Source organism: Metallosphaera yellowstonensis MK1 (assembly GCF_000243315.1).
Lineage (GTDB): Archaea > Thermoproteota > Thermoprotei_A > Sulfolobales > Sulfolobaceae > Metallosphaera > Metallosphaera yellowstonensis.
This window is the reverse complement of the sequence record NZ_JH597768.1, coordinates 66,059-78,912: the sequence shown is the minus strand read 5'-3', so window position 1 is coordinate 78,912 and position 12,854 is coordinate 66,059. Positions and strand designations below refer to the sequence as shown.

Here is a 12,854-nt window from a genome sequence, read left to right as displayed (position 1 = left end):
ACCTCCGAGTGGGGGACCTACCCCCCGGAGTCTACTTCGCCGACCTGACCCTGGGAGACCGAGCTATTACGGTAAAGTTGCTAGTCCGGGAATATAAACGTGACTCCGGGACACACGTGAAGTGCCTCTACACGACCGACCTCTCGCTCAGCGAGGAGGAGATCGAGGAGGCCTGGAGGATGAGGTGGGAGATCGAGGAGCTCCACAGGGACGTCAAGGCCCTTGGACTGGAGGACTCCTCGTTCTGGAGGAGGGAGAGGCTCCAGGGCTACCTCGCGATCTTTACCATCATGACCAACGTCGTCAGGGAGCTGATAGGGGCTCTTAACCTGAGGAGCGTGGAGGCGTTCCTCAGGTTCGTTGAACGTCATTTAGGCGGACCGCCGGGGCTGATGAAAATCTTTAAGTTACGTTAAAGTCCCATAACTGCTGTAATATAGTCACACCCGATGGAGCAAAGGTATCCCGACGAGGATTGACGGTAACCGAAGGTGTGCTAGTTTCCCATGGAGTGCCCGTTGGGTGGGGTCAACCCGCTAAGGGGGCGGAGAGGGAACGGGTCGGCCCTGACTCCGTTGAAGTTCTATGGTTGAGAATTGGATACAAATTCATAAAAATTTGAAAAAGCCATACTCTTCCTATTCTACTCCATGACTAACACCGCTCTCCCTAACACGGAGCCTCTGGACAGCTCGTTTAACGCCTCGTTCACTTGGTCTAAGCGGTACCTCTTGAATACAGGCTTAATTCTCCCTTCATGTATGAGCTTTACAGCCTCCATGGTCTCTGCCTTGGTATACGCAGCGGATCCCACGATCCTCTGTTCCCTCATTATGGTGAGGGCAGGTCTCTTCAACGAGATCTCACTCCCGGTCACGTTCCCCACTAAAACCAACGTTCCCTCCCTTTTTAGAGCCCTGAGGCTCTCATTCACGGTCTCAGAGCCGACCAGCTCCATCACGTGGTCCACTTCCCCTACGTACCTGGAAAATTCCCTCTCGGTTATGACTTCGTCGGAGTAATGAGAGACGTACCTAGCCTTCTCAGGGGAGGTCACGGATACGACGTTCGCTCCCAAGAGCCTGAGGTACTGTATCATGTGAATTCCCACCCCTCCTCCCGCCCCGGTTACCAGTACTCTGTCACCAGCCCTAACGCCTGCCAACTTACTCGAGTGTATCGCTGTAGCCAGCGGACACACCCCTGCAGCGTACTTCTCGTACTGAGTGTCCGGCAGAGGAAAGAGGTTCCTCTCCTCTACCGCGACGAACTTGGCATAGCCTCCAGGTCTCTTCTCACCGAAGAACCTTGTATCCTCGCAGAGGTTTTCCTTGCCTGAGAGACAGAATCTGCACCTACCGCAGCTCTCCATCCCGTAGATCCCGTAGGGTCTAGCGTCCAATTCGCCGTATATCTCGTGGCCCATCACCAGGGGAGGTCTCAGGTTTCTGAAGCCTCCCCTCCATATCACTAGATCCCTACCGCAAATCCCAGAGGCAATTACCTTGAGGAGTATACCCTCCCCTATTTCAGCCTCCTTAATGACGAGGGGTCTCCCATATTCCTCCAAAACTGCGGCTAGGGCCTTCAGTTCACACACCCTTGAACTCTGGTCTCCTCCTCTCCAGAAACGCCCTGACTCCCTCCTTGAAATCTGAGGTACTGAATAGCAGACCGAAGAGGCTCGCCTCGTAGGCGGAGCTCACCCAGGAGTTCGTCTCCCTTCCGGTGTTGACGGCCATCTTCCCTAACGCCACGGCCAAGGGAGGTCTAGATGAGACAGTCTCGGCAAACTTCGTCACTTCGTCCTCCAGTGACTCATGTTCTACTACCTTGTCTACAAGTCCCAGCTCCAGTGCCTCTTGGGCCTTCAACCTCTCCCCAGTGATAACTAACTCCAGCCCCCTCCTCTTGGCTAACCTCGGCAACCTGAAGGTACCCCCGCCACCTGGGATCAGCCCTAAGTTTACCTCAGGTTGACCCATCTCCGCGATCTTGGAAGCTATCCTCACGTCGCACGCCATGGCCAGCTCGAATCCGCCTCCTAGGGCCACCCCGTTTATGGCTGCCACAACTGGCTTGGTCAGGAACTGGATCTTGAAGAATACTTCGTGAAACTTCCTGGAAACCATCATGGCCTTAACTGGAGTGAGAGACAGGAACTCCTGTACGTCTGCCCCAGCACAGAAGGCCTTACCCTCCCCCTTCACGGCAATCACCCTAATCTCAGGGTCTTCCTCCAACTCGTCTAAGGCCTCGCTGAGCTCCTTGACCATGTCCCAGTTCAACGCGTTGTACCTTGAGGGCCTGTTCAGAACTATCCAGGCAACAGGGGGTTCCCTCTTCACGTAAATGGTGGTGAACGTTCTCTCCCTGGCCTCGTATTTATAAAACCCCTCCCCGGTCTTCCTTCCCAGTTTGCCCTGAGATATGAGCGTGATGAGCGACGGATCTGGGGAGAAGTGCCCCATTCCTGTCAACCTTTTCATCTCCTCCAGTGCAGACATCACCTTGTCCAGGCCTATTTCATCAGCGTACCGTAACATGCCCTTGGGGAGTCCCAACCCCAGCTGACAACCCTTCTCCGAGTCCTCCACGCTCACTATTCCCTGCCTTATGAGGCTTGCCACCTCGTTGACGGCAGGGGCCAAAATGAAGTGGGATATCCCAGGCTTAGCTGATGGCAATTGGGGTCTCGTGAATTTCCCCGGCTGAGGATAGGAGTAGAATCCCCTCCCGCTCTTGACGCCCAAGTGCCCTTGGGACACCAACTCCTGGACCTTCCTGCAAGGATAAGCCTCGAATCCCCTCTTGATCACGGCGTTCCAGACGCTGGCTCCAACGTCTAGGCCCGTATAGTCTGCCAATAAGAAGACGCCCATGGGGAAACCCAACTCCTCCATGGAAGTCGAATCCACCTCCTCCACGCTGGCGAATCCCTTGTCCACCAGGAAGCACCCGGCCTCCATTATCCTCAACAGAATCCTGTTCACGAAGAAGCCCGGCACGTCCCTAACTACGATGAACTCCTTACCTAACTGCTTGGACAGATCAGCCACTTTCCTCACAGTGTCCTCAGAGGTCTCCTCGCCCCTCACGATCTCAACCAGTGGCATCAGCACCGGAGGATTGAAGAAATGCATCCCTGCGACCCTCTCTGGGTGAGATAGACCCTGTGAGATCTCCGTTATGGGAAGCGAACTGGTGTTACTCACCAGCGTAGCTCCCTCACTCGCCAACCTCTCAGCCCTCTTGAAGATCTCCCTCTTCAACTCCAAGTCCTCCTTGACGACCTCCACAACGAACTCTGCTCCCCTGAGCGTCTTTTCCTGATCCACAGAGCTGCGTATCCTGGACATGACCGAGTCTACGTTCTCCTTGAGGGAGCCTCTCTCTGCCAACTTCTCGAGGCTCCACCTTATCCTCTGGAGTGCTGACTTCAAGATCTCCTCGGAGACGTCGTTTATCCACACCTCGTGGCCTGCCATGGCGAAGAGCTCAGCTATGCCGTGACCCATCACTCCTGAGCCTATCACTGCCACCTTCATTCAAACCAACTCCACGGTTCTACCCACAACTTTCCTAACTAGGTCCCTGATGACCATGAGCCTCTGGATATCGTTAGCTCCCTCATATATGGTAGTTATCATCGCGTCCCTGAGATATCTCTCCACTCCTGTCCTCACCTCCACTCCAGCTCCCCCGTGTATCTTTATGGCCAGGGAGGAGACCTCTTCCGCAACTTCCGTGGCTATCAACTTCGCCAGCGACGCTGCCATCACGGCCTGAGGGCTGTTCTTCTCCGCCAAGTTTGAGGCCCAGTAGGTGAGAAGTCTCGCCGACTCCAGGTGGGCCAACATGTCTGCCAACTTGAAGGCCACGCCCTCGAAGGAGATCAGGGGTCTCTCGAAGGCCTGCCTCTGAAGGGAATAGTTGAAGGCCCGCTCAAAGGCCCCTTGGGCTATCCCAACGGCCTGGGCAGCTACGCCCACTCTCCCCCGATCGTAAGTGGTAACTGCTACCTTGAACCCCTCATCCACCTTCCCTAAAACGTTCTCCTCAGGGACCTTCACGTCCTCTAGGATCACCTCGTTGGGCTGTTCCCCCCTGAGGCCCATCACATTGATCTTGCCCCCAATCTTTACGCCGGGCCACTCCCTCTCCACTATGAAGAAGGTTATCCCTTTCCACCTCTCAGCCCTGTTGGGGGGAGGGCTTGTCCTAGCCGATACGACCAGGTAGGAGGCCTTGTCAGAGCCTGTGATGAAGTACTTTCTACCGTTTAATACCCAGTGTGATCCGTCCTTCTTGGCCACTGTCTTTATCCCCGCAACGTCACTTCCCGCTCCGGGCTCAGTGTTGGCGTGGGCTGCGAATACCTCGCCTCTGGCCACAGGAGGAACGTACTTCCTCTTCTGTTCCTCTGTGCCGAAGAGGAGCACGGGGGTGGTGAAGAGGTGGTTTGCCCCTATTCTTACCATAAACGCTGGGGAAATCCTCGATAGCTCCTCGTTGGCTATGGTGGTCATCATCACGTCCCCTCCCTGACCTCCGTAGGCCTCAGGTATTCCCACACCCATGAGGCCCATCTTCTTGGCTTCCTCGTAAATCTCCTGGGGAATCTCGTTATCCCTCTCGATTCTCATGACGTTAGGTGCGAGGACTCTCTCAGCGAACTCCCTAACTGACCTCCTGAAGAGCTCGTGATCCTCGGTTAGCTTGATTTCGAAATCCTGTAGACCTTCAAATGGAAACAAGGTAGACCAGTTTGAGATATATCTTGAAAAATATAAAACTAGTTAGATGTTCCAAAGCGCTGATAAGGGTGTTCGTAACTTGACTAGCACGTTTCGGCTGGATGGATAACCTGCAATCTGAACTTAGTATTAGACGAGAGATCCCAGTGGAAGGACAGGTTCATCCCAATTGGGAATGGTTGAGAGATCACGCTCAGAGTTGAGGATCGTCAGAACGAGCTTGGCAGGGGACTTGAATGCGGTATTCCTCAAGTTTCGCTCCTCGAGTAGATAGGAGAAGCCCAATCTCCTGCACGCTCTTGATTTCTCTTTCATAAAATTACGTAATTAAACTTAAATTTCACTGCATGATCGTATATTCATGGGGTTCTATAACTACCAGTTGACCTTGGACAAAATCCTTGAGTACGGATGCACAGTCTATCCCACGAGGGAGATAGTGTATAGGGACAGGAGGAGGTATTCCTTCGCCTCTTTCGGAGAGAAGGTGAAATCCCTGGCAGCCTCCCTTCAGAAGATCGGTGTCTCCAAGGGCGATAAGATAGCAGTCGTAGATTGGGACACCGACGTCTACATGATGTCGTATTACGCAATTCCAATGATCGGCGCAGTTCTTCACACAGTGAACATCAGGTACCCCCCAGAGATCATGTTGAAAACTATGCTCCACGCAGAGGACAAATGGATAATAATCAGAGACGAGTTTTTGCCTCTCCTGGAGAAGGCCAGAAACTTTCTCCAGGGAATAAGGGGGGTAATAACTTACAGCGATACAGGCGAGAAGGTCAGGACGTCCTTCAAGACCTACGACTTGTGGGAGCTCCTCTCCGGTGAGGGGTTACAACAACCCGAGCTACAGGAAGACACCCCAGCAACAATATTCTATACCTCAGGTACCACCGGCGACCCAAAGGGTGTGTGGTTCACCCATAGAGATTTAGTGCTTCACTCCATGAGTGTAGCTCTAGTCACAGGGAGACCACCTCTACTAGCCGGTCAGAAGGACGTTTACATGATACTGGTCCCAATGTTCCACGTCCATCAGTGGGGTTTCCCCTACGTCACCATGCTCATGGGAACTAAATATGTTCTTCCAGGAAGATATGACCCATATTTTGAGATAACGTTGATGAAACGGGAAGGTGTAACGTTCTCTGCTATGGTTCCCACGATACTCCACATGATACTTACCCACCCAGAGGCAGAGAGAAATCCAGAGGTGTTCAAGGGTTGGAAGGTAATGATAGGCGGATCCGCACTTCCCTCAGGCCTGGCTTACTTAGCTAGGAAAATGGGAGTAAACATCTCCGTAGGGTACGGTCTGTCCGAGACGGCTCCTGTGCTCACTGTCGCCTATTATAACTCTGTGGTTGAGGGTTTGCCCGAAGATGATAGGTTCGCACAGCAGATAAAGACAGGTATACCCATCCCCCTGGTGAAACTAAGGGTAATAGATGAGAAGGGTAACGAAATCCCAAGGGACGGAAAGACGGTAGGGGAGATAGTGGTAAGGACGCCCTGGCTCACAAGGGAATACTATAAAGACCCAGAGAGGACCGAGAAGCTTTGGAAGGATGGTTGGTTGCACACTGGGGACTTGGCTGTGATTGACGAGTACGGTTATCTCAAAATAGTGGACAGAGATAAGGACGCCATAAAGAGCGGAGGTGAGTTCATTCCCTCCTTGATCCTGGAGGACTTGATCTCCACCCATCCTAAGGTGAGTGAGGTAGCAGTTGTGGGCATGAAGCATGAGAAGTGGGGGGAGAGACCTGTCGCCTTTGTGGTCCCCAGAGGAGAGTTGAGGGAGGAGGAGTTATTGGACTTCCTAGCCAAAAAGGTCGAGGAAGGGAAGATACAGAAGTGGTGGATACCAGACAAGTTCGTGTTCGTAAAGGAGTTTCCTAAGACGTCCACAAACAAGATCGATAAGAAAGCCCTGAGGAAGGCATTAGAGGAAGGGCAGAGGTGAATTTTCCCATCAAGCCTTGCTCAAGTGAACGTTTTTGATCAACGTATAGGGGTAGACCCCAGGTAAGGGGGCATCCCACCAGGCTATGGAATACCTCTCCTTGCTCAACTCCTCGACGTTGGAGATGATATTATTCAACTTATCAGCTATCCTCACCCTTGACGTAGTTCCTACTGGTTTACCTCCCTTGAAGACTATCACGGCATCCCTTGCCACAGTGGAGAACTGTCCGTCTGCCCTGTTCTGGAACCTGGTGTACCAGTTATTAGTGAGTAACACCACGTTACCTGAGAGGAGTCCCTCCTCCGACACCTCTCCCTCCTTCACCTCGAGAGTCCAGGGTCTCGGATAGATCCACCCCGCGTTACCGGTGCTTTCCTTGCCCATGATCTCCGCTATTTCCAGGTTGAGGAGGGGAGTCTCATAAACCCCGTTGCTAATGATCGCCTTGTCCCTCGTTGGGAATCCCTCATCGTCGAAGTCCCAAGAGTTCAGTTCCTCGCCTCTCGGTCTGTCCATTAACGTGAACTTCTCACTTCCAACCATATCCCCAGGTTTCCTGTTTGCGAAAATGGAGTTCCCCGTGAATATTGAGTAGCCTGACGCCATGTAACTTACGCTCATCATTAGGTTGGCCATAACCATGGGAGATAAGACCACATCATAATAGCCGTCACCTAGGTCAATCCTTTCGGTATATGAGGCGTACTCTTCAGCTTTGTTCAAAGTTATCTTGACCTTCTCTGGGTCGTATTTGGGGGAGGAGAACGCCCACTGACCGCTGTACTGTCCGTTCCTAACCCTCATGTAACCCTGGAACCACGTCCTGCTCTCGTTCCCGTGAAAACCTGCTGAGGTGACCAGTTCTCTCTTGAACCTGGAGGCACTCAAAACTCCGTGAACTTGATACCTGGAGTTCAGAAAATCCTCTACGGAAGAGGTGTCACTCATGAACCTTAATATTCCATCGTCTTCCTTTACACTTCTGCGTTCCCCGGAAAGCTCGTGAACCTTGGGCACTATTCTGGACTCGGGTAGCTTGTCCATTATCCCTAATCCTTCCCTTAACTGCTCCGGCGTGTACACCTTACTGACTAGAAATCTCCTCCCCTTCCTGATCATGACGTTGTAGGAGGTCTCCTTTATCCTCTGAACTGCCTCGACTTTGCTGTCCACTATCTTCACAACTGTGGAGACCACCTCATTCTTGAGCACTGCATACGATTCCACCCTCTCCTTGAGAAACTTGATGAACTCCTCCATTCATATCACCTTGACCGGAACGTTCCTCAACCTCATGTCTGGCCCGCCAAGCCACACCGGAATTCCTTGATCTGGATCACCCTTTCCACAGGTACCTGGGAAGAACTGAAGGGAATCGTCCACGGCGTCCACAGAACTCAACAGCTCGTTTGTTGTGCCTTCAAGGATGGGAAATAGCACAGGTTCCCCTATCTCCCCAGACTTCACGTGATAGGCCTCCAGTCCGGTGTATCTCTGCCCAAGCCTCATGTCGTCAATATTCCACTCCATGTAGGACTTGAAGAATATCCCCTCCTTTACGTCCTCCAGGAGTTCCTGAAAGCTCATCTCCCCAGGGAGGAAGAAGGTGTTAGACATCCTCACCAGTGGTTCCCTATCGAAGCCTGACGCCCTCGCGGAACCGTTACTCACGTAGTTGAACCTTGGGGCGGTGAACCTGTCGTGCAGGAATTCGTTGGGTTCACCGTTTTTGATTAGTAATTTCCTCCTGGCTCTCACACCCTCGTCGTCTATGAGAAAGAACCCTGTGCTCTTGGGCACTGTCGGGTCATCTGCCACGTTGACCATCTCGCTCCCTATCCTCTTCAGCCCGAGCTCAGCCATGTAACTGGTACCGGCCTGGGCGAATTCTCTTCCCAACACCCTGTCTGCCTCGAAGGGATGCCCCACAGACTCATGTGCCATGATCCCCGAGAGGACCGAGCTGAGAATCACGTCCTTCCTACCAGGGGACACGCTCCTACCAGACTGGAGCAGGTGATCCAGTGATTTGACCTTCTCTATGAGATGCTCTCTCACCCTCAATTCATTGAGTGACTCTAGGCCTCCGCTCTGACCGAGCTCAAACCATGCTGTGATCGTCCTCCCGTTTCCCGTCATGACAAGATTAAATGATATTAAGACCCTAGGAACCCTCCCAGAGATCAAGGAAGAACCGTTTATGACCAACTCCTTCTCCTCAACGCTCTCGGAATAGGTAAGGATTAAGTTGTTTATCTTGGACCTTATATCCTGCGATAATACCTCCCTTGAGATATCCCTCAAGGAGGAGATCTTCTCCTCAAGGTTCTGTGAGTCAAGCTTCTGCTTCTCCTCCACCGAGTAGCTACCAGAAACTGGTTCCCCATCCCAAAGTCCAGGCTCCCATCCCTCGTGTTTCTCCGTAGTAGGTCTGAGGTCATCCGGATCCCTGGAGGCTACGAAGTAGAGGGGTCCGTTGAGGTATCTGACCGAATATCCTGCCTCCTCGTCCCTATAAACCCCGAGCAACTCTCCGTTAAGTAAGGATATGACCCTCGAGGATATCTTGTGATATCTGGTCTCCACGTAACTATAGGGAAATCTGCGGGTTAACCTCAAGAGATCGTCTTCGTGAGCTAACATACTTTCTTTGAGGAGAGCCCAGATAAATATCTACCCTACGGCCGAGAAGATTATCTTGGTCTATAGAAGTTTCCACCAACGGGGCGTCCTTGAGTGAGCTCATCCAGTGAAGGGAAAATCTCGCGGTTGTTCCGGCTGAGGCCTAGGGGTTGAGGATCGATATCGCATGAAGTCCCGCAAGGCGAAAACCCCTTGAACGTCGCGAAACCCGAGGAAAGTACAGCAATCGTTTTCCTTGAACTGTAGGGCGGAATCTGAGCAGTCCGCTTAATCCCGTGAAGGGCATGACAACGGCGATGGGCGATATCGGCAGTTCACTGTGTGAAGAAGTACTCATGCTCTCCCTTTTCGCCCCTCCTTCTCCTTTCCTCCTCAAGTCTCCTGAGCTCTACCCTCCTGATCTTTCCGCTTATGGTCTTGGGCAACTCGCTCACGAACTCTATTATCCTGGGCACCTTATAGTAGGACAGTAAGGACTTCACCTTCTCCCTTATCTCCTTGGCCAATTGCTCTGAAGGTACGTAACCAGGCTTCAGTACCACGAAGGCCTTGACCAGCTGGTATCTCACTGGATCAGGAGACGCGACTACAGCAGCCTCGGCCACTGCAGGATGCTCCAGAAGGGCACTCTCTACCTCGAAGGGGCCTACCCTATAGTCCGAAGTCTTAATCACATCATCCCCCCTACTTACAAAGTAGAAGTACCCGTCTTCATCCATGTAGGCCTTGTCTCCGGTGAAGTAGTACCCGTACCTGAAGGCCTCTTCGTTCTTCTTCTGGTCGGAGTAACCCATGAAGAGTCCCAATGGCCTTGGAACCAACCTCACTGCGATGTGGCCTATCTCGTTGGGCCTGGTTATCTCCCTGCCCCCGTCATCCACCAAGGTGACGTTATATAAGGGGTGGGGTTTACCCATGGATCCTGGTTTAACGGCCATGAACGGGAAGTTACCCACCATGGCGGTGGTCTCGGTCTGGCCGTAAAAGTCTCTTATCACGAGTCCTGTTCCCTCCCTCCAGGCCTTCATCACCTCCGGATTGAGGGGTTCTCCGGCACTGACCACTGACCTCAACTTGTCCATCCTGAACTCCTTGAGGTTGAGTGTTACGAATTGCCTCCATGCTGTAGGTGGAGCACAAAAGCTGGTCACGCCTAGAGCCTCCACTTCGCTGAGGTATTTCCGTGAGTCCAGCCTCCCCTCGTAGTTCAATCCAACTATTGTGGACCCAACTAGGAGAGGAGAGAAGAAGGAACTCCAGGCGAACTTGGCCCAACCTGTGGCACTCAGGTTAAGGTGTCTGTCTGACTCCTTCACCCCTATTATGGACGCAGTGGAGAGGGAACCCAACGGGTAGCTCACTGCAGTATGAATCACCCTCTTGGGCATCCCAGTGGTTCCAGAAGTGAAGTAATTGATCACTACGTCGTTTCCCATGGTGTCCTCAGCCTCAGCGTTAGTCACCTCACCGTCCTCAAGGGAGTTCCAACCTTGCTTCTTTCCGTCAATGAGGAACTTCTCCACCTTCATCTCGCCTAACGCTTCTTCCACGGTTCTGGCCCTCAATGTGTCTGACACTATAGCCTTAGGTCTCAAGTCGGAGAACCTATACTTCAATTCGTTCACGGTAAGGTTAGTGGCACTGGGTACCAAAACGAATCCTCCTTTCAATGAGGCCATGAATGTGGCCCAATGTAACGGGTGCACCCTGCTCATCAGGTATAACGGGTCTCCCTTCCTCATTCCGGCCTTCCTGAGGTGATTCAGGACCTTGTTGGCCATGAGGGACAACTGGTGATACGTGAGAGTCTCCTCCTCTCCAGTGGACATGTCCCTCCAGTGCAACGCGGTCTTACTGGCTCTATCCTTAAGGTGAACCTGCTCAACTACGTCTCTAACCCAGTTAAATTTAGTGAGATCTACTTTAATAAGATTCTGGAAGAACTCCTTGATCTTATCCTCCGTGAAACCTCTCTCCTGGAGGGAGATGAACTCCCTAATGAGGCTCTGGAGTTCCATATGTAAATTTACCGAAGAATTACAAAAACTTTCCTGCTCCCCACTCGAGATCGAGTTATCGTTTGTCCCTACACCTCGATTTCATTCCACGCCCAAATCCTCATTATGTATAGGGACCTAGTGCTCGACCGCCTACCTAACTTTATGACGAGTCGCTGCGGAACTCCATGAGCCCAACCGCGAGGGCTCATGTCCCAGATCATCCCCTTTCGGGTGGAAGGTACGTCAATGTAAGATTTCATGATTTATGTAAAATTGTAATGAACGAGCATGAAAGTCTTTTAACGTAAGTGGGAGCCAGCCAATTCTTGAGCCGAAACGACCTTGACTTACCCGCTACCTTCTGACTAATTGATAAAGGAACAGCAAACCTTAGCCCTTCTAGGGTGGACAAGGTTTAAAGTGAGAAGCCTATCAAGTCAGTGTTTACCCGTGGCGTAACTTTTCCTTACTTTTAATTACTTCTAATTCCGCCACGGGCACCCCTCTTAAGGGATCATACACGGTCACCCTTAACTCATTGGGGCTAGTCGAGGGAAACACCACTACCCTCCCATCCACCTTCCTTACCAAGTTAAGGGGAGCAATAGAATCCCTCTCCAAAAGAACTTCACCGCTCTCCAAGTACCTAGCGTTCACCTTCAGTACTTTTACACCCCCACCCTCGTGAGCAGAGCCCGTCATCAGGTAAGGGTTAAAAACTTTGATAACTCTCTCAACTGTCTGTTTCCTCTTCTTCAACTTCTCACCGTTAAATGGGTTGATGGAGGAAGTGTAGGACTCAGAAACCTCCGCAACGTCTATAGGTTGAGTTTTCAACATCTCCACGAGTTTAACAACACTCCACTGGTGAATCCTATGCCTAAGCTTAGCAGTCTTGTTACCCTCCATCTTATCCTTAGACCTTGAGGAGAACTTACCAACAATAACCTTAGCCTTTAAATCCCTAGCTAACTCCACGACTCTCTTAACAGTCTTCCTTAACACGTCAATTTTCCTCTCCTTTTCCCTTAATTTCCTCAACTTCTTCTTTATTAACTCGTCCTTAGTTGAGTGCCCCTTAGTAATCTCTTCCCTCCTCAAGGAGTAGTTCATGACAATCCTCCCTAACCCAGTTTCATATCTCCTCAACTCCTTGAGTTTAAAACCCTCGAAGACTGCTACCGTGACGTTATTCTCATTAACGTCAATAGAGATATGATTACCCTCCTTGGACTCAACCTCAACCTCCCTCTCAAAAGTCAACCAAACTAGGACTTTCCTACCAACTAATCTTAACTTAAGCTCTTGCGAAACCCTCCAACTCTCATGTACGTAGCGGGTAAATTGCTTGGTGAACTTGAGGGGTATCTCAACCCAACCCTTGTGAGTTAGGAGGCTGACAGAAACCTTGTTAAACTTCCAATTAACCATGTTAGGAATAGTGATCATAACCCTCTTGTACTCCGGTTTATCCTTCCT

Annotated in this window: 10 protein-coding genes; 2 read left to right on the top strand and 8 right to left on the bottom strand. The window is 51.6% G+C overall.

Going from position 1 to position 12,854, the window contains the following annotated elements; translation table 11 throughout:
* Window positions 1-416: transposase (locus METMK1DRAFT_RS07920; RefSeq protein WP_009072670.1), on the top strand; the 416-nt coding region annotated here is incomplete at its 5' end.
* A 227-nt stretch (window positions 417-643) separates the two neighbouring features.
* On the opposite strand, the gene METMK1DRAFT_RS07915 is transcribed toward METMK1DRAFT_RS07920, so the two are convergent.
* The 4 genes from METMK1DRAFT_RS07915 to METMK1DRAFT_RS07900 form a co-directional block, all read right to left on the bottom strand.
* Window positions 644-1,600 carry an alcohol dehydrogenase catalytic domain-containing protein gene (locus tag METMK1DRAFT_RS07915; protein ID WP_009072667.1) on the bottom strand — a complete coding sequence of 319 codons (957 nt, stop codon included), beginning with the start codon at window positions 1,598-1,600 and terminating at the stop codon, window positions 644-646.
* Window positions 1,593-3,548, bottom strand: a complete 1,956-nt coding sequence (locus tag METMK1DRAFT_RS07910; protein ID WP_009072665.1) for a 3-hydroxyacyl-CoA dehydrogenase/enoyl-CoA hydratase family protein — start codon at window positions 3,546-3,548, stop codon at window positions 1,593-1,595. Before METMK1DRAFT_RS07910 ends, METMK1DRAFT_RS07915 begins: the two co-directional genes overlap by 8 nt.
* Window positions 3,549-4,757, bottom strand: coding sequence for an acyl-CoA dehydrogenase family protein (locus METMK1DRAFT_RS07905; RefSeq protein ID WP_009072663.1), 1,209 nt, complete (start codon window positions 4,755-4,757; stop codon window positions 3,549-3,551).
* A gap of 129 nt (window positions 4,758-4,886) precedes the next feature.
* Window positions 4,887-5,072: a hypothetical protein gene (locus METMK1DRAFT_RS07900; protein WP_009072660.1), complete on the bottom strand. Its 186-nt coding sequence runs from the start codon at window positions 5,070-5,072 to the stop codon at window positions 4,887-4,889.
* Window positions 5,073-5,118: 46 nt separating this feature from the next.
* Here METMK1DRAFT_RS07900 and METMK1DRAFT_RS07895 point away from each other — a divergent pair, with 46 nt between their 5' ends.
* Window positions 5,119-6,729, top strand: a complete 1,611-nt coding sequence (locus METMK1DRAFT_RS07895; RefSeq protein WP_009072658.1) for a long-chain fatty acid--CoA ligase — start codon at window positions 5,119-5,121, stop codon at window positions 6,727-6,729.
* 9 nt (window positions 6,730-6,738) lie between these two features.
* Here the strand turns inward: METMK1DRAFT_RS07895 and METMK1DRAFT_RS07890 are convergent, their stop codons facing one another.
* From METMK1DRAFT_RS07890 to METMK1DRAFT_RS16460, 4 genes are all read right to left on the bottom strand, one after another.
* On the bottom strand, window positions 6,739-7,992 hold the full coding sequence (locus METMK1DRAFT_RS07890) for a TldD/PmbA family protein (RefSeq protein ID WP_009072657.1): 1,254 nt from the start codon (window positions 7,990-7,992) through the stop codon (window positions 6,739-6,741).
* Entirely contained in the window at window positions 7,993-9,375 is a 1,383-nt protein-coding gene (locus METMK1DRAFT_RS07885) for a TldD/PmbA family protein (protein WP_009072654.1), read from the bottom strand.
* A 314-nt stretch (window positions 9,376-9,689) separates the two neighbouring features.
* Window positions 9,690-11,393: an acyl--CoA ligase gene (locus METMK1DRAFT_RS07880; protein WP_009072653.1), complete on the bottom strand. Its 1,704-nt coding sequence runs from the start codon at window positions 11,391-11,393 to the stop codon at window positions 9,690-9,692.
* Between the two features lie 426 nt (window positions 11,394-11,819).
* Window positions 11,820-12,854, bottom strand: a 1,035-nt coding sequence (locus METMK1DRAFT_RS16460) for an IS200/IS605 family accessory protein TnpB-related protein (RefSeq protein WP_009072650.1), incomplete at its 5' end; no start/stop codon positions are given.